The organism is Streptomyces sp. NPDC043861 (assembly GCF_056435905.1).
The window spans coordinates 43,079-63,637 of the sequence record NZ_JBWKDP010000005.1; the positions used below are offsets into that span (position 1 = coordinate 43,079).

At 70.9% G+C, this 20,559-nt stretch carries 24 protein-coding genes; 10 read left to right on the plus strand and 14 right to left on the minus strand.

All coding sequences use genetic code 11. The features are described 5' to 3' along the window. Positions 1-438: 438 nt before the first annotated feature. The 5 genes from AC068D_RS13715 to AC068D_RS13735 are packed head-to-tail and all read right to left on the minus strand — an operon-like array spanning position 439 to position 5,417. Complete coding sequence (locus AC068D_RS13715) at positions 439-1,149, minus strand: VIT1/CCC1 transporter family protein (protein ID WP_478823200.1); 711 nt, start codon at positions 1,147-1,149, stop codon at positions 439-441. Between the two features lie 36 nt (positions 1,150-1,185). Next, positions 1,186-2,433, minus strand: a complete 1,248-nt coding sequence (locus tag AC068D_RS13720; RefSeq protein ID WP_478823201.1) for an amidohydrolase family protein — start codon at positions 2,431-2,433, stop codon at positions 1,186-1,188. Then, positions 2,430-3,725 (minus strand): amidohydrolase family protein, encoded by a 1,296-nt coding sequence (locus tag AC068D_RS13725; protein ID WP_478823202.1) that lies wholly within the window; start codon positions 3,723-3,725, stop codon positions 2,430-2,432. The genes AC068D_RS13720 and AC068D_RS13725 overlap by 4 nt, the downstream gene beginning before the upstream one ends. Positions 3,726-3,735: 10 nt before the next feature. Next, entirely contained in the window at positions 3,736-4,620 is an 885-nt protein-coding gene (locus AC068D_RS13730; RefSeq protein ID WP_478823203.1) for an SDR family NAD(P)-dependent oxidoreductase, read from the minus strand. Beyond that, positions 4,617-5,417 (minus strand): acetoacetate decarboxylase family protein, encoded by an 801-nt coding sequence (locus AC068D_RS13735; protein WP_478823204.1) that lies wholly within the window; start codon positions 5,415-5,417, stop codon positions 4,617-4,619. Before AC068D_RS13735 ends, AC068D_RS13730 begins: the two co-directional genes overlap by 4 nt. Before the next feature lie 109 nt (positions 5,418-5,526). Here AC068D_RS13735 and AC068D_RS13740 point away from each other — a divergent pair, with 109 nt between their 5' ends. The 7 genes from AC068D_RS13740 to AC068D_RS13770 all read left to right on the plus strand — a co-directional run bounded on the left by AC068D_RS13740 (position 5,527) and on the right by AC068D_RS13770 (position 12,027). Continuing rightward, the gene (locus AC068D_RS13740) at positions 5,527-6,159 is read left to right on the plus strand and encodes a TetR/AcrR family transcriptional regulator (RefSeq protein WP_478823205.1); all 633 of its coding nucleotides are present in this window, start codon (positions 5,527-5,529) and stop codon (positions 6,157-6,159) included. A gap of 121 nt (positions 6,160-6,280) precedes the next feature. Then, positions 6,281-6,403: a hypothetical protein gene (locus AC068D_RS13745; RefSeq protein ID WP_478823206.1), complete on the plus strand. Its 123-nt coding sequence runs from the start codon at positions 6,281-6,283 to the stop codon at positions 6,401-6,403. Between the two features lie 254 nt (positions 6,404-6,657). Further along, positions 6,658-7,641, plus strand: a complete 984-nt coding sequence (locus AC068D_RS13750) for a DEDDh family exonuclease (protein WP_478823207.1) — start codon at positions 6,658-6,660, stop codon at positions 7,639-7,641. Positions 7,642-7,809: 168 nt separating this feature from the next. Next, positions 7,810-8,043 carry a hypothetical protein gene (locus AC068D_RS13755; RefSeq protein ID WP_362882941.1) on the plus strand — a complete coding sequence of 78 codons (234 nt, stop codon included), beginning with the start codon at positions 7,810-7,812 and terminating at the stop codon, positions 8,041-8,043. 566 nt (positions 8,044-8,609) lie between these two features. Next, positions 8,610-9,413, plus strand: coding sequence for an SURF1 family cytochrome oxidase biogenesis protein (locus AC068D_RS13760; RefSeq protein ID WP_478823578.1), 804 nt, complete (start codon positions 8,610-8,612; stop codon positions 9,411-9,413). 57 nt (positions 9,414-9,470) lie between these two features. Further along, on the plus strand, positions 9,471-11,267 hold the full coding sequence (locus tag AC068D_RS13765) for a glycoside hydrolase family 15 protein (RefSeq protein ID WP_478823208.1): 1,797 nt from the start codon (positions 9,471-9,473) through the stop codon (positions 11,265-11,267). 4 nt (positions 11,268-11,271) lie between these two features. Next, positions 11,272-12,027, plus strand: a complete 756-nt coding sequence (locus AC068D_RS13770) for an SDR family oxidoreductase (protein WP_478823209.1) — start codon at positions 11,272-11,274, stop codon at positions 12,025-12,027. Between the two features lie 69 nt (positions 12,028-12,096). Here the strand turns inward: AC068D_RS13770 and AC068D_RS13775 are convergent, their stop codons facing one another. The 6 genes from AC068D_RS13775 to AC068D_RS13800 form a co-directional block, all read right to left on the minus strand. Beyond that, a complete protein-coding gene (locus AC068D_RS13775) occupies positions 12,097-12,285 on the minus strand; it encodes a DUF6381 family protein (RefSeq protein WP_478823210.1) in 189 nt (62 codons plus the stop codon). 166 nt (positions 12,286-12,451) lie between these two features. Continuing rightward, on the minus strand, positions 12,452-13,030 hold the full coding sequence (amaP, locus tag AC068D_RS13780) for an alkaline shock response membrane anchor protein AmaP (protein WP_478823211.1): 579 nt from the start codon (positions 13,028-13,030) through the stop codon (positions 12,452-12,454). A gap of 6 nt (positions 13,031-13,036) precedes the next feature. After that, complete coding sequence (locus AC068D_RS13785) at positions 13,037-13,699, minus strand: DUF6286 domain-containing protein (protein WP_478823212.1); 663 nt, start codon at positions 13,697-13,699, stop codon at positions 13,037-13,039. Beyond that, positions 13,696-14,028 carry an Asp23/Gls24 family envelope stress response protein gene (locus tag AC068D_RS13790; RefSeq protein ID WP_478823579.1) on the minus strand — a complete coding sequence of 111 codons (333 nt, stop codon included), beginning with the start codon at positions 14,026-14,028 and terminating at the stop codon, positions 13,696-13,698. Before AC068D_RS13790 ends, AC068D_RS13785 begins: the two co-directional genes overlap by 4 nt. 129 nt (positions 14,029-14,157) lie before the next feature. Next, positions 14,158-14,349, minus strand: coding sequence for a hypothetical protein (locus tag AC068D_RS13795; protein WP_478823213.1), 192 nt, complete (start codon positions 14,347-14,349; stop codon positions 14,158-14,160). 24 nt (positions 14,350-14,373) lie between these two features. Further along, entirely contained in the window at positions 14,374-14,838 is a 465-nt protein-coding gene (locus AC068D_RS13800) for an Asp23/Gls24 family envelope stress response protein (protein WP_478823214.1), read from the minus strand. Positions 14,839-14,950: 112 nt separating this feature from the next. On the opposite strand from AC068D_RS13800, the gene AC068D_RS13805 reads away from it, so the two are divergent. Beyond that, entirely contained in the window at positions 14,951-15,652 is a 702-nt protein-coding gene (locus AC068D_RS13805) for a hypothetical protein (protein WP_478823215.1), read from the plus strand. A 38-nt stretch (positions 15,653-15,690) separates the two neighbouring features. Here the strand turns inward: AC068D_RS13805 and AC068D_RS13810 are convergent, their stop codons facing one another. The 3 genes from AC068D_RS13810 to AC068D_RS13820 all read right to left on the minus strand — a co-directional run bounded on the left by AC068D_RS13810 (position 15,691) and on the right by AC068D_RS13820 (position 18,829). Next, complete coding sequence (locus tag AC068D_RS13810) at positions 15,691-16,491, minus strand: enoyl-CoA hydratase/isomerase family protein (RefSeq protein WP_478823216.1); 801 nt, start codon at positions 16,489-16,491, stop codon at positions 15,691-15,693. 147 nt (positions 16,492-16,638) lie between these two features. Continuing rightward, entirely contained in the window at positions 16,639-16,860 is a 222-nt protein-coding gene (locus AC068D_RS13815; RefSeq protein WP_006123601.1) for a helix-turn-helix domain-containing protein, read from the minus strand. 370 nt (positions 16,861-17,230) lie between these two features. After that, entirely contained in the window at positions 17,231-18,829 is a 1,599-nt protein-coding gene (locus AC068D_RS13820; protein WP_478823217.1) for an ABC-F family ATP-binding cassette domain-containing protein, read from the minus strand. A gap of 290 nt (positions 18,830-19,119) precedes the next feature. On the opposite strand from AC068D_RS13820, the gene ypfJ reads away from it, so the two are divergent. Both ypfJ and AC068D_RS13830 read left to right on the plus strand, forming a co-directional pair. Continuing rightward, complete coding sequence (gene ypfJ / locus AC068D_RS13825; RefSeq protein ID WP_478823218.1) at positions 19,120-20,010, plus strand: KPN_02809 family neutral zinc metallopeptidase; 891 nt, start codon at positions 19,120-19,122, stop codon at positions 20,008-20,010. A 109-nt stretch (positions 20,011-20,119) separates the two neighbouring features. Further along, on the plus strand, positions 20,120-20,524 hold the full coding sequence (locus tag AC068D_RS13830) for a VOC family protein (protein WP_478823219.1): 405 nt from the start codon (positions 20,120-20,122) through the stop codon (positions 20,522-20,524). Positions 20,525-20,559 lie beyond the last annotated feature (35 nt).

Genomic DNA, 20,559 nt, shown 5'->3' on the forward strand with positions numbered 1-20,559 from the left:
CCGGGAAGCTCGCGGCGTCCGGTGCATGGGGTCTCCCCCGGCCCCTTGAGGCCGAGGGCATGGGGTCTCCCCCGGCCCCTTGAGGCCGAGGGCATGGGGTCTCCCCCGGCCCCTTGAGGCCGAGGGCATGGGGTCTCCCCCGGCCCCTCGGGGCCGAGGGCATGGGGTCTCCCCCGGCCCCTCGGGGCCGAGGGCATGGGGTCTCCCCCGGCCCCTTGCGGCCGAGGGGACGTATCGCAAGCCGGTGGGGGTGCTCCCCCTGGCTCCGCCCGGGGGTACCCCCACCGGCCGGAGGCTGGCAGAGTATCGCCCTCGTACCGGATGTACTTGGATGTACTCGGGCGGTTCGACACCGCAGCGTGGGGGGCACCTCCCGGCGAAGCCAGGGGGAGCGCCGTGCAGGGCGTCGCGAGCCGGTGAACCCATCCGGTCACAGCACTAGACCCCCGCCGCCCCCAGCAACGACCCCGCCGCATACGTCACGCCCATCGCCAGCGCTCCCCCGACCACATTGCGCACCACCGCCCGCCCCACCGGCGCCGCCCCCAGACGGGCGCTCCACCAGCCCGTGAAGGTCAGCGCGGCCAGGACCGACAGGACCGTCACGTACAGGCGGACGTCCGTCGGCGGCAGCACGATCGCCAGCAACGGCAGCAGCGCACCCACGGTGAAGGCGAGGAAGCTCGCGCTCGCCGCATGCCAGGGGTTGGCCAGCTCGTCCGGGTTGATGCCGAGCTCCACCCGCGCATGGGCGCGCAGGGCGTCGCGTTCGGTGAGCTGGACCGCGGCCTCGCGCGCCAGGTCGCGCGAGAGGCCGCGGCCCTCCAGCAGGTCGGTGAGTTCGTCCAGTTCGGCCTCGGGCTGTTCGCGCAGCTCACGCTTCTCGACGGCCAGCGCGGCCTTCTCCGAGTCCCGCTGGGTGGACACCGAGACGTACTCGCCGGCCGCCATGGACATGGAGCCGGCGAGCAGCCCGGCGAGACCTGCCGTGAGCAGGGCTCCCCGGTCGCTGGTCGCGCCCGCGACGCCGACGACGAGGCCCGCCGTGGAGACGATGCCGTCGTTGGCGCCCAGTACCGCGGCGCGCAGCCAGTTGAGACGGGTGCCGAGGGATTCGTCATGGGGCTCGTGGTGCGTCGGTTGGGTCACGCGGGGAGGGTCTCATCCCATTCCTCACGAGGACAGTCACCACACGCGCACCGAGCCGCCCGGTGCGAAGGCGGGGCTCGTGGCGTCGGCGGGAACCTCCTTCAACGGCTCGGCGATCTCCTCGACGGTCGGGCCGTGGACGGCGGCCAGTCCGGCGAGGAAGCCGAGGTCGAAGCCGTACACGCGTGCCGCGTTCCCCCCGGCCATCGCCGCGACCTCGTCGCGCGGCAGGCCCGCGTAGGCGATGCGGAGGCCCTCGCGAGAATAGGGAGCGGTGCCCTCGTCGTGCGGATAGTCACTCCCCCACATGATCTTGTCGAGGCCGATCCGGTCACGCAGCGGCACCTCGTGCGGGCGCATGAAGCTCGCACCGACGAAGCAGTTGTCGCGCCAGACCTCGCCGGGGCCCTTGCCCATGGAGTCGGCAAGCCCCGCGCCGAACTTGGATTCCGCTGTGGCGGGCCCGGACGCCCGGGCGGCCCTGGAGGCCGCGGCGACCAGGCGCCCGTGGTAGTAGTCCAGCATGTCCAGGACCGCCGGGATCCAGCCCGAACCCTGCTCGGTGAGAACCAGTTTGAGCCCGGGGTGGCGGCGGAAGGCACCGCCGAAGATCAGGTGCCACAGCGCCCGGTGCGAGAACCAGGTCGTCTCCACCATGAACACGGCCCGGGCGGCGGGTTCGTCGCCGAGCGGCGGGGACGCCGAGCCGCCGTGGTGGTTCACGGGCACGTCGAGCTCCTCGCAGACGGCCCACAGCGGGTCGTACACCGCCGAGTACAGCTCGGGGACGCCCGATCCCGGCGGCGCGCCCGGCAGCAGGATGCCTCCGGTGAGGCCCGCCTCCTTGCTGCGGCGGATCTCCGCCACCGCTTCGCCCACGTCGTTCAGCAGGATTTGGGCGACACCGGCCCGGCGGCCCGGGGCGAGGGAACAGAAGTCGGCGAGCCAGCGGTTGTGGGCGCGCAGTCCCGCCCATCGTTGCTCGTACTCCTCACGTGTCGGCGGCGGCGCCATCAGCGAGGCCGAGGGGAAGAAGGGCGGGACGGTGTTGGGGTAGACGACCTCGGCGACGATGCCGTCGGCCTCCAGCTCGGCGATCCTGCGGTCCGAGTTCCAGTTGCGGTCGGCGGTGTCGGCGAGGAGGTCCTCGTACGGATTGACGTACGTCGCCGCCCAGGCGTCGAAGTCGTCGTGGTGGCGCTTCTCCAGGTAGGGCTTGTAGTCGAGGAGGTCCGCACCTGCGTGGCAGTCCGCGGAGACGACCGTGTAGCGGTCCTCGCTCACGGCGCCACCCCCAGGGACGGGAAGTCGTGGTCGGTCAGCCAGTGCCGGCCGACCTCACGCGAGCGCGCCCAGGACGCCTCGACCGCCGCCTGGTCGTCGGGCTGGCCCAGCTCGGCCGGGGTCGGGCCGATACGGCGGGCGACGGGGGCGAGCCTTGCGGTGTCGAAACCGAAGACCTCCGCGGCGGCCAGCCCCAGGATGCGACGGGTCTCCGCGACCGGGATGTCGTGGAAGGTGTTCCTGAGCCACTCGCGGGTGTTGGGCCAGGTGCCCTCGGGATGCGGGAAGTCGCTGCCCCAGAGGATGTTGTCGATGCCGATCTCGTAGCGCTGGGCGAGTTCGCGCCGCTTGGTGTTGGTGGCGCAGATGAAGACCTGCCGGTCCAGATAGTCGCTCGGTGGCCGCTTCAGTTCGGCGAACGGCGACAGCTTCTTGCCGCCGTGTGCGCCCAGATAGAGCCGGTCCATGAACCAGAGCAGATTGGGCAGCCACCAGCAGCCCGATTCCGCGACACCGAACCTCAGACCGGGGTGGCGCTCGAAGACTCCGGACCACAGCAGGAACCACAGCGGCCGGGCGGGCCACCAGGTCACTTCGGAGACATAGATCCCGAGGTGGTCGCCGTACTCATGGCGGGGTGCGGCGCCCGAGTGGGTGACCAGTGGCATGGAGGTCTCGGCAGCGGCCGCCCAGACGGGGTCGTAACGCCGGTCGTGGTAGGGGGCCTTGTCCACCCACATGGACGGGATCATCAGCGCGCCGAGCCCGGACTGCCTGGCGCGGTGGATCTCGGCGACGACACGGTCCACGTCCCCGGTGACGGGAAGCAGGGCGACGCCGCAGTGCCGTTCGGGATTGTGCGAGACGAACTCCGCGAGCCAGCGGTTGTGTGCCTGCGCCCCCGCCATACCGAGGTCCGGATCCTGGTCGCCGGAGAGCCCGAGCCCGACGCCGAAGGGCGCCGCGGTCCTGCTGTCGACGGCGTCCGCGTCGGGGAAGACGACCTCTGCGGCCACCCCGTCCCCGTCGAGTTCCTTGAGCCGCTGCGCGGAGTCCCAGCCGCCTCGCAGCCCTTCCTCGTTGTCGCTGAACCACTTGCTCGCAAAGGCCTCGTTGCGTACGCCGAGGCGGGTCATCTCCTCGCGGCGGCGGTCGCGGCCCGCGAGGAAGTCGTCGAAGTCCCGGTGGAAGCGGGAGTCGAGATAGGGCCGGTACTGCTCGGTGGGCAGCCCGGCATGACAGTCGGAGGAGATGATCAGGTACGGGTCGTCCGGGGCGTACGGGTCCGTCATCACGGCTCCCTCAATCGAGTACGAAGCTCTCCAGGTACGACGGGTTGGCGCGGTCGAGCATCGACTGCGCACGTGCGCGGATCTGGCGGTCGCCGTGTTCGCCGGCGGGGAGCATCCAGAAGCGGTCGGCCCTGATCCCGTCCACGACATGGGCGGCGACCTCCTCGACCGGGGTGAAGGCCACCTCGTGCCCGGCTTCCTTCATCGCGGCCTCCCACTGGTCCAGGCTCCGGTACGGGGTCCTGCGCGGCCGCTGCTTGGCGTAGCGCGCGGGCCGGTTGCGGTGCGACTCCCACAGACCGGTGCGGAGCATGTGCGGGCCCGGGAACAGGACGGAGGCTCCGACGGGGGCGCCCTCCGCCCTGAGGTGGGCGTAGAGCGACTCGGTCATCGTCACGACGGCCGCCTTGGTGACGGCATACACGGATGCGGTGGGAAGCGGGGCGATCCCTCCGTCGCTCGACGAGGTGTTGACCACGTGGCCCGGGCCACCGCCCGCGATCATGCGCGGGACGAAGGCCTGGATGCCGTGGAAGACGCCCCACACATTGACGGCGAACGCCCATTTCCAGTCGTTCGGCTCGTGCTCCCACATCCGGCCCTCGGCGCCCGAGCCCACCCCCGCGTTGTTGCACAGCACATGGACGGCGCCGAATGTCTCGTACGTGCCGTCGGCGAGATCCCGTACGGAGTCGGCGTCCGAGACGTCGACCACCCGGGCGAGGACCTCCGCGCCGCCTGCGGCGAGTTGGTCCGCCGCCTTGTGCAGCGGGCCCTCCTCGACGTCGGCGAGGACGACCTTCAGCCCTTCCTCGGCGAACCGCCGCGCCAGGGCCAGCCCGATCCCGCTCGCCGCCCCGGTGACGACCGCGACCTGTCCCGCCTCCAGCCTCACCGGACGCTCCGCTCCGGGGGACCGTCGAGGATCTGTTGCGGGTCGTCGTAGCGCTGGTGGACATAGGGCAGAAGGGCCTGGGCGCTGACCCGCTCGGCCACCCGGCCCCTCTGGGCGGTGGTCTTCTCCCCCACGGTGAGCTCCACGAGCCTGCGTACAGGCAGATCGGCAACCGGGTCGTACATCGACTCGCGGAGCACGACATCGCCCGTGAGCCGCTCCAGTGCCCGTACCTTCTCGTCGCGTATGCAGTGGATGAGCACGGGGTCGGCGTCGAAGCCCGAACCGTCCACCGCTGGGAGGAACTTGAAGTAGAAGTCCAGCTTCTCGGTGGGCTCGGGCAGCGGCAGGGGCCCGGACACCGCACCCCGGATCTCGACGAACGCGATGCCGTGCCTGGCGAGGGACGCCCGCACTACCAGGCCGTCGCGCTCGAGGGACACCTCACCCAGCTTCTTCGGCTCCCCGAAGACCTCGCGGCCGCCGATGAGGGCCCGTTCGTGGGTCATCGGCATGACGAGCGGGTACCAGCCGTGCTGGTCACCGTGGGCGGCGGCGACCGCGACCGAGCCCGCACCGAGGGGGTGGCCGGGCAGGTCGACCTTGCTGACAACGGCTCGTACCAACGGCCGTTCCGTCGGCTTGAGCGGCGGCGGCAGCACGGCCGCGACCACGTCCGGGTCGGTCTCCCAGACCGCCACGACACCCATGGACCAGATGTCGGGGAACCTGGTTCCGGCTGTCCGAGCAGCGGCGATCTCGGCCTCGGAGCGAGCGCCGTACCGTACGCGTGCCATGTCGTACCACCCTTCGTCGTGCGTCGTCGGGGTCGGCCTGTAACACAGTTACACCGATGCCGATGAAGGGTAAAGAGCCGTGCACGCACAGGAATTGGGAGCTTCACACATGCCACGCAGCGCGCTGACCCGCGAGGAAGTACTGGACACTGCCGCGGACCTGGTCCGCCGGCACGGCCCGGACGCCCTCACCATGCGGGGGCTCGCCGCCAAACTGGGCACGGCCGTGACATCGATCTACTGGCACGTCGGCAACCGCGAGTCCCTGCTCGACGCGCTGGTCGAGCGGACCGTCCGGGAGATGGGCGCGATCCGGCCCACCGGGCGCACCCCGGCCACCAGGATCGTGTCCGTCGCCCGCCGGCTGCGTCACGAGCTGCGCGCACGCCCCCATCTCATCGCGATGGTCCATGAACGGGGCCTGACCGAGCGGATGTTCCTGCCGGCGCAGCGGGCACTCGTCCATGAGATGCACGCCGCGGGGCTGCGCGGTGCACGCGCCGCCGAGGCCGTGCGGGCGGTGCAGTTCCAGATAGTCGGCTTCGTCCTGGTCGAGCGCAACCGCGAGCGTGCACCCGTGCAGTCGCCGGGTCAGGAAGAACTGTGGAGTGCCGGGGCCGGAGAGCGGGACACCGGTCTCGCCCGTGCACTGGCACGGCCCGCGAATCCGGAGAAGCTGTTCGTGGTGTCCGTGCGGGCTCTGGTGGACTCCCTGCTGTCCCGCGGGGCGGCGGCGAAATGACCCACGGCCGGGGGCGGTCGACCGGGAGCCGCTCCGGTGGCACCGGCGTCCAGAGGCCGGTTGCGGCACGGAAGACGGGAGGGCGGTCCGTCGGCGTGACGACCTGGACGGGGAATCCCCCATGGATGTGCCGATGGCCGTGGACCTGGAGCAGGGCACCGTCCTGCGGGTGGACCGGCATCCGCCTGGCGTGTGGGCCACCACGGTGTCCGCCGGCACGGCGCCGATCCGGCACGGGGGCTGACGGAGCCGCAGGAGGGCGGCGGCGGGCGGGCAGGCCGCGCGAGGGCGGCGAGGTGCCGGTTGCCCCGGCCGGCGTCAACGTCGCACCGTCGACAGCCGGTGACGCCGGGCACCGCCCACGCGCCGGGCCAGTTGACGTCAGCGGGCCGGAACTGCCGACCGCGGGCGACCTCGTCGCGGTGCTCGGCCGGACTCTTCCCACGAGAGCCGGGCAAAGGGCCGGATCCTGGCTGTCAGTCGTGGCCCGTAAGCTCTGTGACCATGCTCGACAACCCTACGACCGCAGCAGCGTGGCCGGCCGCGTACCCCCAGGGGTACGCGGTCGTCGACGTGGAGACCACCGGACTCGCCCGCGACGACCGGATAGTGTCGGCTGCCGTCTACCGGCTGGATGCACAGGGGAATGTCGAGGACCACTGGTACACGCTGGTGAATCCCGAGCGGGACCCGGGCCCGGTGTGGATCCACGGGCTGACGAGCGATGTGCTCGACGGCGCGCCGCTGTTCAGCGATATCGCCCGCGAGTTCGCGCACCGCCTGGACGGCCGGGTCCTCGTCGCGCACAACGCGATCTTCGACTGGTCCATGATCGCCAGGGAGTACGCACGGGCGGATCACGTCGCCCCGGTGCGGCAGCGGCTCTGCACGATCGCCCTCGCCAAGGAGCTGGCCCTTCCGCTGCCCAACCACAAGCTGGCGTCCCTGGCCGCCCACTTCGGCGTCGTCCAGCAGCGCGCCCACCATGCACTGGACGACGCACGGGTGCTGGCCGAGGCGTTCCGGCCCAGTCTGCACACGGCGGCAGAGCGCGGTGTACGACTGCCCCTGCTGGAGTGCCGGCCGCTCACCGAGTGGTCGTCCGCACCCACGGTCCCCCGTATCGGCCACCAGGCGACGGGATCCTCGTACCGGCCCACCAGCTGGCGCCCGTCACGTCGACGGCCCGCATGCCCGTATCCCAATCCCGGACGCTACGAAGCTGACAAACCACTCAAACAGGGCATGCGTGTGGCCTTTTCGGGTGACACGTCCATCGAGCGGGAGCTGCTGGAGGACCGCGCCATCGAGGCCGGGCTGCATGTCGCGACGAGTGTTTCCCGGCTCACCAGCCTGCTGGTCACCAACGATCCCGGCTCGGCGACGTCCAAGACGCTGAAGGCGAAGTCCTACGGCACGCCGGTCATCGACGAGGCGGCGTTCACACAGCTGCTCAGGGACGTTTCGCCCGCGGAGGAATGACACCCCACCACCGGGCCATCGCGACCGCCCGGCCGATCGCGATGGCCGCGGCCCTCCGGAACCGGTCATGGGGAGCACCGGGCCGTCGCTGCGCCGGTCGGGTGCAGCCGCGGCGACCCGCCAGGACGGACCTTGCTCCGGCCCCCCGCGCTCCGGAGCATGCGGCGCATGGCACGTTGCGAGGTCTGCGGAAACGACTACGGCATGTCCTTCGAGGTGCACGCGCAGGGCGCGGTGCACGTCTTCGACTGCTTCTCCTGCGCCATCCACCGGATGGCCCCCATCTGTGAACACTGCCGGGTCCAGATCATCGGCCAGGGCGTCGAGGTCGAGGGCCACTGGTACTGCGGTGGGCACTGCGCCCGCGCCGAGGGAAGGACGGGCATCGTCGACAAGGTCTAGGGTCTTTCGTTCGGATCGGGCTGGATCGGTGAGCCGGGTCCGGTGCGTGCGATCGCAAGGCGGAGGAAGGAGCCCACGCGGAGCGTGGGCGACCGACGACAACGCGGCGAGCGTGCGTACCGGGTCACACGAGCCCGGCAAGAACCAAACGAAAGACCCTGGTGCTGAACCGGAACGGTCCGCCGGGAAGCTCGCGGCGCCCGGTGCACACGGCTTCCCGGGCCCGCCAGGACCAAGGGGCAGGACCATGAGGCGGCGGGGCGCTCGCCCGGCCTCCGGCCGGGGGAGAGCTCGCCCTCACGCCGAACGTCCTCGGGTGACTCCGGCAACGCAGCGTGGGGGTGCCTCCAGCGGCGGCCGGGGAGCGCCGCTTCGACAAGGCGTCCGAGGCGGACGCAGCCGTCCTGGGCGTGCAGGGCATCGCGAGCCGGTGAACCACGCGGTCGCAGCACCGGCCCCCGTACGCCCGGTCCCCCAGCGGTCCCGCCGATCCCGCCCGGCCGGGACTCCGCCCCGCGGGCACCCCTCCCTCCGAGCACCCCATGGCCGAGTTGTACGGTCATGGGGTGTACCGCTTCCTGTTGTCCCGGCAGTGGGTGATCCTCACCCTCGTCAGCCTCGTCCTCATCCCCGTGATGGCGGAGCTGGGCCTCTGGCAGCTGCACCGGCACCAGCACAGGGTCGCGCAGAACGAGCTGATCTCGGACAACCTCACCGCCCGCCCGGTCCCGGTCACCGAGCTGACCTCCCCCGGTCACACCGTTCCCCGCGCCGACTACTGGCGGAAGGTCACCGCCACCGGCACGTACGACACCGCCCATGAGGTCGTCGTGCGCAGGCGCACCAACGCCGACGACCGGGTCGGCTTCCATGTGCTGACCCCACTGGTCCTCACCGACGGCCGCGCGGTGCTGGTGAACCGCGGCTGGGTGCCCACGGCGGCCGACCAGGCGGCGTTCCCCGAGGTGCCGCCCGTGCCCCAGGGCGAGGTGACAGTCACCGGCCGGCTGATGGCCGACCAGACGACGGGGTCCAGCGGCATCAAGGATCTGTCCGGACTGCCGCCCCGTCAGATCATGCTGATCAACAGCGAGCAGCAGGCGAAGACGCTCGGCCGAGCAGTGCTCGGCGGCTATCTGGAACAGACCGGGCCCGAGCCGGCCGGGGGCTCGCCGGAGCTGATCCCCGACCCCGATCATGACTCGATCGGCGCGCACATGGCCTACGCCGTTCAGTGGTGGCTGTTCGCGGCCGGCGTTCCCGTCGGCTGGGTGATTCTCGTACGGCGTGAGAAGCGCGACCGGTCGGCAGCGGCCGAGGATTCCGCGGCCGGGAGGACCGCGGCCCAACCGGAGTCGGCGGCCGTCTGAACGGACTCCGCCAACGCCCTCCGCATAGGCGGCGGAGCCGCGGGAAAGTGCCTGAGCGTGACGCAACGCATCGAGGACTACGCCCTGATCGGAGATCTGCAGACCGCCGGCCTGGTCGGCAGGGACGGTTCCATCGACTGGCTCTGTCTGCCGCGCTTCGACTCCGGGGCCTGTTTCGCCGCACTGCTCGGCAATGAGCAGAACGGCCACTGGCGACTCGCTCCGAAGGACGCGGGGAACTGCACCCGCCGCGCCTATGCGCCCGGCTCCCTCGTTCTCGAGTCCGTGTGGGAGACCAGAACCGGAACCGTCAAGGTCGTCGACTTCATGCCGCAGCGTGACACGGCCCCCGATGTCGTACGGATCGTGGAGGGTGTCAGCGGCACCGTGGAGATGTCCGCGACGCTCCGGCTCCGCTTCGACTACGGGTCACTCGTGCCGTGGATGCGCCGCGCCCAGGGGCACCGGGTGGCGGTCGCCGGACCCGACTCGGTCTGGCTGCGCATCGAACACCCCGAATCCGTACAGGTGAAGACGTGGGGCCAGCAGCTCAGCACATGCTCGTCGTTCAGCATCGGCGAGGGCGAGAAGGTGGCGTTCGTGCTCACCTGGCACCCCTCCCACGAGCCGCGGCCGAGGCTCATCGAGCCGTTCGAGGCACTGGAGCAGAGCCTGGCGGACTGGGCGGACTGGTCCGGGAAGTGCCGGTACGAAGGGCCGCACCACGATGCCGTGCTGCGGTCGCTGATCACTCTCAAGGCGCTCACCTACGCCCCCACGGGCGGGATCGTCGCCGCTCCGACCACATCACTGCCGGAGGACCGCGGCGGGGTGCGGAACTGGGACTACCGCTTCTGCTGGCTGCGCGACTCCACGCTCACGCTGGACGCACTGATGGCCACCGGATTCACCGACGAGGCCTCGGCGTGGTGCGACTGGCTGCTGCGCGCGGCCGCCGGCGACCCGGCGGATCTGCAGATCATGTACGGGGTGGCCGGGGAGCGCCGGCTGCCCGAACTGGAACTGCCCTGGTTGCGGGGGTATGCGGGCTCGGCCCCCGTGCGGGTCGGCAACGCAGCCGTCGACCAGCTGCAGCTCGATGTGTACGGCGAGGTCATGAACTCGCTGCAACTCGCGCGTGAGGCGGGCCTGGAGCCCCGGCCGCACGCCTGGAACATCCAGCTCAGTCTGCTGGGCTTCCTGGAGTCGAAGTGGCGCGAGCCGGACGAGAGTCTGTGGGAGGTGCGCGGGCCACGGCGTCACTTCGTCTACTCCAAGGTGATGGCATGGGTCGCGGCCGACCGTGCCGTACGGGCCCTGGAGGCGGACCCGTCGCTGCCCGGCGACGCCGGGCGGTGGCGCGCGATGCGGGACGAGGTGCACAGCGACGTGTGCGAGAAGGGCTTCGACCCGGAGCGGAACACCTTCACCCAGTTCTACGGATCGCAGGAACTGGACGCGGCGGCACTGCTGATCCCCCGCGTCGGCTTTCTTCCACCCGACGACCCCCGGGTCGCCGGGACGATCGATGCGATACGGGAGGAGCTGGGCCAGGACGGGCTGGTCCACCGGTATTCGCCGCAGGGCAAGCCGGTGGACGGGCTGCCGGGCCGTGACGGAACGTTCCTGGCGTGCTCGTTCTGGATGGTCGACGCGTTGCTGATGACGGGGCGGGCCAAGGAGGCGAAAGAGCTCTTCACACGGCTGCTCGCACTGCGGAACGACGTCGGACTGCTGGCAGAGGAGTACGAACCGGCGACCGGGCGGCAGCTGGGCAATTTCCCCCAGGCCTTCAGCCATCTCGGGCTGGTGGGATCCGCCCTCGCCCTGGCCGCGCACGAGACGGCAGGATAGATCCATGGATCTTGGACTGAAGGATCGTGTGTACGTCGTCACCGGAGCGACCCGAGGACTGGGGAACGCGTCGGCACGCGCCCTGGCGGCGGAGGGCGCGAGACTCGTCGTCACGGGGCGGGATCAGAAGTCGGCCGAGGCGGCTGCCGCCGAACTCGGCCCCCATGCCGTCGGCATCGCCGCCGACAACGCCGATCCCACCGCCGCCGGGCGTCTGATCGCCGCGGCGCGTGAGCACTTCGGCCGCTTCGACGGGATCCTGATCAGTGTCGGCGGCCCGGCACCCGGCTTCGTCGCCGACAACACGGACGACCAGTGGCAGACGGCGTTCGATTCGGTCTTCCTGGGGGCGGTACGACTCGCGCGGGCTGCCGCTGCGGCGCTGGGAGAAGGCGGTGTCATCGGCTTCGTCCTGTCCGGTTCGGTGCATGAGCCCATCCCGGGCCTGACGATCTCCAACGGCCTGCGGCCCGGTCTGGCCGGTTTCGCCAAGTCGCTCGCGGACGAGCTGGGGCCCCGCGGTATCCGCGTCGTGGGGCTCCTCCCGGCGCGGATCGACACGGACCGTGTGCGCGACCTCGATGCGCTCTCGGGTGACGCCGACGCCTCGCGCACGGCCAACGAATCCCGCATCCCGCTGCGGCGCTACGGCACACCGGAGGAGTTCGGCCGCACGGCGGCGTTTCTGCTCTCCCCGGCGGCCTCGTACCTCACAGGGGTGATGCTGCCGGTGGACGGCGGGGCACGGCACGGCTTCTGAGAAGGCCGCGGGCAGCCTGCGGCCGGTGCCGCCCGTGGGCGGGCACCGGCCGGTGCGTGCAGGAGTTCCTCACTCCTGGGGGAATATGTCCCCAGCCCGCATGGCGCTCTCCTGCTCGCTCTGTTCCTGCAGCCTGCGGGCCTTGTCCTCGAGCCGCTTCCGCTCCTGGGGGTCGCCGGCCCGCTCCGCGGCCTGCTTCAGTTCCTCTGCCTTCTGACGCATCTGCCGGACGCGCCCACCGGTTTCATCTGCGCTCATGGTCACTCCTCGGACATCGGGATGAGCGGGCACCTTTCAGCGAACCAGCGACCTCGCGACCTCGCATCCCGAACGGTCGAGCACAGCGGTCACCGCAGGTGGAGGCCCATCGAGCCGCCTGTGGCGGTACCGGGCAGACCGGGCCCGGACCTTCCGGGGTGCCGCGTCACATCACCCGCCTGGCGTGGTGCTTCTCGGCGCGCAGGCGGATCTCCGACGGCAGCGCTTCGAGTCCCGCCGATTCGCGTGCGTGGGTGAGGGCCTCCGTCGAGAGGCGGTGGAGGGTTTCGCCCGGGGACGCGTACGGCTCCAGGAGGAGACGAACGCGCACGGCGGGGGCCGTCCGACGGCCGTGGAGGACGACCCGCGCACGGGCCACTCCTTCCATGTCCTCGGCCTCGCCGGCGAGAACGGACTCCAGGGCGCGGCCCCTGAGCAGCGCCCCCTCACCGTCGCCGCTCTCGACCAGGACCTCCGCCAGCCGGGAGCGGCGCAACTGCGCCAGCAGCCACCACAGGGCGAGCAGCACGATCAGCACAAGGGCGGCGATCACCGCGGGCCACCACCAGTCCTCCGCCCGCACCTGGTGCCGGGCCTCCCGGGAGAGCAGCACATCGTCGGGCCGCTGCCACGGCCACCAGGACGGCACCGCCAGGCCGAGGCCGGCGGCGAGCACCGCTCCCCCCACGGCCAGCAGCACCAGGCCGGCCAGCCCCAGCAGTACGCGATTGACGGTCCGGAGCATCCGTGGTCACCCCTTCCTGGACGCCCGGCGCACTTGTACGGACAGTGCGGGCGGATGCGTCAGCCCGAGTTCCTGGGCGGCTTGGCCGAGCGCCGTGTCCAGGTCGGCACGTACGTCGTCGAGTGCACGGAAGTGCGACACCGCCCGCACCCCGGCCCGGGTCCGCCCCATCCGTACCCGTACGGACTGCACACCGGACACCTCCATCGCCCGGTCGCGCAGCACCAGCGACGCCGCATCGCGGTCCAGTCCGGCCCTCAGACCGGCATCGGACGCGTCCCGGCGCATCGGCAACAACCCGCGCAGCCCGGGGGTCACGGCGAGGACGATCAGCCAGACCCCGAGGGCGACCGCGACGCCCGCGCCCACGAGCACCCAGGTGTCGTCGAGGGGCCGCTGCTCCAGCTGGTCCGCGAGCGAGCGGCGCCATGCCATGCCCGGCCGGTCGGCCCGCACCGACGCGATGTCGTAGAGAAACAGTCCGGCGGCGGCGATCACCAGGGCCGCAAGCAGCCCGGCCGGGATCCGTCGCCTGGACCAGAAGCGTCCACGGCGGCCACCGCCCGCGGCCGCCGACCGGTGGTCGGCAGCGGGTGCCGACCGATCCGTCTCCTCGACCGATGCGGTTTCCGCGACCGGTCCGGCCGCTGCTTCCACGGGATCGGTCATGCCAGCCTCCCCTGGGCCGCCCGGCGGGTGTGGACGGAATGCAGCCGTTCGACCTCCACGGCGACCTCGGGCACCTCCATCCCCGCCAACGTCTGCACCTGCTGGGCGACATGACGACGCACCGCACCGCACTGCGCACCGAGGTCGGAGGGGTAGTCGAGTTCGAGGCTCACGCGGACGCGGGCATGATCATGGTGGACCGTGACCGTGGCATGGGGTGCCGGGCCACCCGCCGGAGCGCGCCCGAGCGCCTCCTTCGCCGCTCGTGCGGCGATCTTCGCGACGACCCGGTCGGCGATCGTCGTCGCTCCCCGCTCGGCCGCGTGCATCCCCTGCGTACCGGTCCCCCGCGGGTCGGATTCCCGGGGCGCGATTCCCCGGGACCCGGCCCCTTGCGCGTCGGCTTCCCGCGCCTCGGCCCCCACCCGGGGCGGAGTCGGGTCCGCGGCCACGCCCTGTCACCTCCGCCGGTCGCCGCGTTCACGGCCCCGGAAGAAGTCGCCCGGTTCGAGGTCGCCGTCCAGGAAACGGCCGGCCACGAACCCGACCGCGCCCAGCGCGGCCACCAGGAGAAAGGCCCCGAAGCCGCCGAAGTATCCGGCGAATCCGAGCGCCATGCCGGCCAGCAGGCCGGCCACCGCCATGCTCATGGTGAGCTCCTCTCGTGAGCTCTGTTACTGGATTCGCGGTTCAGGCTCTTCGTCTTCCTCGTCCGGCAGCTTCACATCGGTGACCGCGATGTTGACCTCGACGACCTCGAGGCCGGTCATGCGTTCCACCGAGGCGACGACGTTCTCACGGACGGCGCGTGCCACGTCCGAGATCGCTACCCCGTAGTCGACGACGATCTCGAGATCGAGCGCCGTCTGGACCTCGCCGACCTCGGCCTTCACCCCACGGGTGACGCTGGAACGGCCACCGCCTCCTGGCACCCTGTCGCGCACGGCGCCGAGCGTGCGGGACATCCCGCCGCCCATGGCGTGGACGCCCACCACGTCGCGGGCCGCGAGCCCCGCGATCTTCTCGACGACTCCGTCGGAGATGCTCGTACGGCCGCGGGCGCCCGGATCGCCGCCGCCCCGCTTGCCGGTGGCGGACGGCTCGTTCTTGACGTTGATGTCGGTGTCGGTCATCGCCATACGTCCCTTTCCGGGAGGTGGTGAGCTGCTGACCCCGCGCACCACACTAAGTGCGTCTGCCCGGTCTCGCGCCGGGGATGCGCCAGGGTGGAGCAATGACGAGACTGAATCAATGACGACGGCGGACGGGTGGGCCGGCGCGGTACGCGCCCGGCTGGGTCCGGGCAGACTGCTGCCTCTCGGCGAGGCGGCGGACGGGGCCTGGCTGACCGAACAAGCAGCCCGGGCCTACCTGCGCGCGGCAGTGACGCAGACGGTCGGCGGTGCCGTGCTGGGCGGGCTGCGGATCGGGCTCGTCGATGCGGAGGCGGCGGGGAAACCGGCGGTTCCACCCCCGCCCGCCGCTCTGCCGCCCGGCCCCTTGCGTATCGAGGCGGAATGCGCCGCGTCGCCCGACGAACCGATCCCGGTCGTGGCGGAACGCCTCCGCGCGGCACTGCTCACCCTGTCGGTGGAGCACCTGGACCTCGCGGTCACGGTGGTCGACCTACGGATCACGGCGCTCCTGGACGAGGCACCCGAACCGGAACCGGCGGATTCCCGGACGCGGGTGCGCGCCGTGTCCCCTCAGGGGGATGTGGGCAGGGCCGCGGCCGCCGTACCGGGTGTCGCACATCTGACGGGCACCCTGGGCGTGCCGGTCCACAGGGGCGAGGACTCCGTGCGCGTCGAATGCGCGACGGCGCCCGGCCACCGCCCCCTGGCGGTGGCACTGGCTGTCAGGGAGGCGGTCACGGCGGTGCTGCCGTCACCCGTCCCGGTGACGATTCTGATCACGGAGGTACCGCCCGGCCCCGGCCCGCTCGTTCCGTGAGGCCGGCTCGGTCCACGGGGCCGTTTCCGCGGCGCCGCTCAGTCCGCGAGGCCCGCGAGGTCCCTCAGACGCCGCGCCTGTGCGGCGCGCTCGGCCGTTCGCTGCTCCTCGTACGTACGTCCCTGCGCACCGCGCAGGAGTGCCTTGGTCTCGACCACGGCGTCACGCGGTGCAGCGAGCAGGGCGTCCGCCAAGTCGCGCACGGACGCGTCGAGTTCCTCTCGGGCCACCACGAGATTGGCGAGGCCGATGCGCTCGGCCTCATCGGCCTGGACGAAGCGTCCGGTGGCACAGATCTCCAGCGCGCGGGCATAGCCGACGAGCGAGACGAGGGGGTGGGTCCCGGTCAGGTCGGGAACCAGCCCCAGGCTGGTCTCGCGCATGGCGAACTGCACATCCTGCGCCACGATCCGCAGATCGCAGGCGAGGGCGAGCTGGAACCCGGCACCGATCGCATGACCCTGGACAGCCGCGATCGACACGATGTCGTTGCGGCGCCACCAGGTGAACGCCTCCTGGTACTCGGCGATGACCGCGTCCAGCTCCTGGTCGGAGCCGCGCGCGAGGTCGATGAACGACGGTTCGCCGTCGAAGCCCTCGGGCGTGAACGCCTGCCGATCGAGCCCCGCGGAGAAGGACTTGCCCTCACCGCGCAGCACGACGACCCGTACATTGCCCGGCAGTGACCGTCCGGCTTCCGTCAACGCCCGCCAGAGAGCGGGGGACTGGGCGTTGCGCTTCTCCGGATTGGTGAGGGTCACTGTGGCCACCGCGTCTTCGACGGTGAGCCGTACGCCGTCCTTGTCGAGCACAGAGTCCAGCGAGTCGAGCGAAGTCATGTGGTGCCTCCGGTTCCGGTGCAGTCAGTGCAGCGACAATCATCAAGTGACTGCACAGTAACCACCCCGCCGACCATGCGATCGACCGGGTGGCCGGCACCGGAACCGGCCGGTCGGCCTCAGACGCCGCTCTCGGCGGTGGGGCCGTCAGGCCGAAGCGGCCTTCTTGCCCCGCGTCGCTCCGCCGCGACCTCGCAGCGTGACTCCGGACTCACTGAGCATCCGATGCACGAATCCGTAGGAGCGGCCGGTCTCTTCGGCCAGCGCCCGGATGCTCGCACCGGAGTCGTACTTCTTCTTCAGGTCTGCCGCGAGCTTGTCGCGCGCGGCGCCGGTCACCCGGCTGCCCTTCTTCAGAGTCTCGGCCACCCGTGCCTCCTCATGGGAAGTGCGCTCTGGACTCTCATGATCACCCCTCCGGGGCTTCATGGCCACCCATTCGACAAGGTCCGTGCCACAAGCTTTTGCGACGGAAAGCACGCGACCGTTGACGGAATCAATGATTCCGAGTGTGTCCGACGAGACGTTTCGCCTTCCCTCGGGCCGAATATCCAGGTCAGGGCCACTGCCGTCCGGACGGAGCGGTTCCGGGTGTCCGCGCGGCATGGTGCCCCGTTCCGGTCCGACCGCCACGCCGGAGTACGAGACGCACTCACACAGATGAAGGATCACCCATGAGCCGAATGATCCATACGGAGTGGATCAGGGTCCGCCGGCGCAACCCGCACGGCGACGCGGGTCAGGCGAGGGCGACCAGATCCGCGTAATCCGCGCCCCACAGGTCCTCGACCCCGTCGGGCAGCAGAATGATCCGCTCCGGCTGCAGCGCCTCGACCGCACCCTCGTCGTGGGTCACGAGCACGACCGCGCCCTTGTACGTACGCAGCGCGCCCAGGATCTCCTCACGGCTGGCCGGGTCCAGGTTGTTGGTGGGCTCGTCGAGCAGCAGCACGTTCGCCGACGAGACCACCAGGGTGGCCAGGGCCAGCCGGGTCTTCTCACCTCCGGAGAGCACCCCGGCCGGTTTGTCGACGTCATCGCCCGAGAACAGGAAGGAGCCCAGGGTCTTGCGGATCTCCACCAGGTCGAGATCGGGCGCCGAGGAGCGCATGTTCTCCAGGACCGTGCGATCCGGGTCGAGGGTCTCGTGCTCCTGGGCGTAGTACCCGAGCTTGAGGCCGTGACCTTCGACGACCTGGCCGGTGTCGGGGTTCTCGACACCGCCGAGCAGACGCAGCAGCGTGGTCTTGCCCGCACCGTTGAGGCCGAGGATGACCACACGTGAACCCTTGTCGATGGCCAGGTCGACATCGGTGAAGATCTCGAGGGACCCGTACGACTTGGACAGACCCTCGGCCGTCAGCGGGGTCCTGCCGCAGGGCGCGGGGTCGGGGAAGCGCAGCTTGGCCACCTTGTCGGCGACGCGGGCGTCCTCGAGACCGGAGAGCAGCCGCTCCGCGCGCCGGGCCATGTTCTGCGCGGCGACCGTCTTGGTGGCCTTGGCGCGCATCTTGTCCGCCTGGGCGTTGAGCGCGGCGGCCTTCTTCTCGGCGTTCTGGCGCTCGCGCTTGCGGCGCTTCTCGTCCGCCTCACGCTGCTGCTGGTAGAGCTTCCAGCCCATGTTGTAGACATCGATCGTCGAGCGGTTCGCGTCGAGGTAGAAGACCTTGTTGACGACGGTCTCCACCAGATCGACGTCGTGGGAGATGACGATGAAGCCACCGCGATAGGTCTTCAGATAGTCGCGCAGCCAGACGATCGAGTCGGCGTCGAGGTGGTTGGTGGGCTCGTCGAGCAGCAGCGTGTCGGCGTCCGAGAACAGGATCCGGGCCAGCTCGACCCGGCGGCGCTGACCGCCGGACAGCGTGTGCAGCGGCTGACCGAGCACACGGTCCGGCAGATTGAGGGCGGCGGCGATCGTGGCGGCCTCCGCCTCCGCGGCGTAACCGCCCTTCGTCAGGAACTCGGTCTCCTGGCGCTCGTACTGCTTCATCGCCTTGTCGCGCGTGGCGCCCTTGCCGGAGGCGATGCGCTGCTCGTTGTCGCGCATCTTGCGGATCAGGACGTCGAGGCCACGGGCCGACAGGATGCGGTCGCGGGCGAGGACGTCGAGGTCACCGGTGCGCGGGTCCTGCGGAAGGTAGCCGACCTCACCGGAACGGGCGATCTGGCCCGCGGCGGGGATGCCTTCACCCGCGAGGCACTTGGTGAGGGTGGTCTTGCCCGCTCCGTTGCGGCCGACGAGGCCGATGCGGTCGCCCTTGGCGATACGGAAATTGGCGGACTCGATGAGAATGCGGGCGCCGGCACGCAGCTCGATGCCGGAAGCGGTGATCACGGAAAGACTCCAGGACGGATGGACGGCGGAAGGATGACGGGCGCGAGGCAGCTTCGACGCCGTCTAATCCACGAGGAGAATTGCCATACGGCCAGTCTACCGGGCTTGCGCAACCGGTTTTCTGTGGCGCTCCCCACGGTCACGGGCCCGCGCGGGGTGGCAGGGCGCGCTGTCGGGCAGGCCGGCGGCGAGGGCTCGCAGCGGCGCCGTCCACCCCTCCCCGATCGACCAATTCTGTATGAATGCCACAAAAGGGGCGGGGCGCTCCCCGTTGATCGATACTCGGGAACATGCAGTTCGACGACGACGCCGATCTGGACACCTCGGAGGTCCAGGATGTGCGCGGAAGCCGTATCCCGGGTGGCAGAGCCACCGTCGGCGGCGGCATCGTCGGCTTCATCGCGCTGATCCTGGGGCTGATCTTCGGGGTGGGCCCCGAGCAGCTCGGGCTCACGGAGGGGAGTCAGGACCCCCGGGCGGACGCGTCCTCCGCCGCCCAGGTCGCGCAGTCCTGCCGCAAGGGCGTGAACGCGAACACCCGGGACGACTGCCGGATCGTCGGAGTGGTCAACAGCGTGCAGGACTTCTGGCGCGCGGAGTACGTGCGGCGCGGCGGCCGCTACGCGGACGCGCCGACCGTGATGTTCACCGGCCGGGTCGGCACCGCGTGCGGAGCGGCGAGCTCGGCGGTCGGGCCCTTCTACTGCCCCGGTGACCACAAGGTGTATCTGGATCTCGGCTTCTTCGACGAGCTGCGCACCAAGTTCGGTGCGACCGGAGGCCCGTTCGCGCAGGCGTATGTCGTCGCCCACGAGTACGGTCACCACGTCCAGAACCTCATGGGCACGCTGGCCAGGGCCCAGGACGGGCAGCAGGGCGCGGGCAGCAACGCGGTGCGCCTGGAACTGCAGGCGGACTGCTACGCCGGGGTGTGGGCGCACCACGCCACGACCACCCCGGACGACAAGACGGGCAGACCGTTGCTCACACGGCTGACGGACGCGGACATCCAGGACGGTCTGAACGCGGCCGCGCACGTGGGAGACGACCGTATCCAGGAAAGGCTCCAGGGACGGGTCACCCCGGAGTCCTGGACGCACGGCTCCGCGGCCCAGCGCCAGCAGTGGTTCCACACCGGCTTCCGCACGGGCGACATGGCTGCGTGCAACACCTTCCGCTGATCCCGTCGGCCGCCCCGCCATCTCGGTGCCGGGCGATGTCGGCGCCTCCTGCCAGACTGAGACCCGGCTCACATCCCTGGCGTCGAGTCCGGAGTTAGGAGTGATCGAGATGTCGGAGGCACCGAGCATCTGTCCGACCCTGGTGTACGCGGATGCCAAGGCCGCGGTCAAACAGCTCACCGAGGCGTTCGGCTTCACCGAGCACGCCGTGTACGAGGGCGAGGACGGCAGGATCGTCCACGCCGAGCTGTCGTACGGGAACGGCATGGTGATGCTGGGCAGCAAGGGCACGGGGAGCAAGTTCGACAAGCTGATGGAGGGCTGCGGTCCGGCCGGCGTCTTCGTCCACGTCGACGATGTGGACGCGCACCACCGCAGAGCGGTGGAGTACGGGGTGGAGATCGTGATGCCGCCCACCGATCAGGACTACGGCTCCCGGGACTACATGACGCGCGATCTGGAGGGCAACATCTGGAGTTTCGGGACCTACAGGCCGGGGGCGGCGGAGAGTTGAGGGTCGTCCCGCCGTCCCCGCCGGCTCGGGGGTGG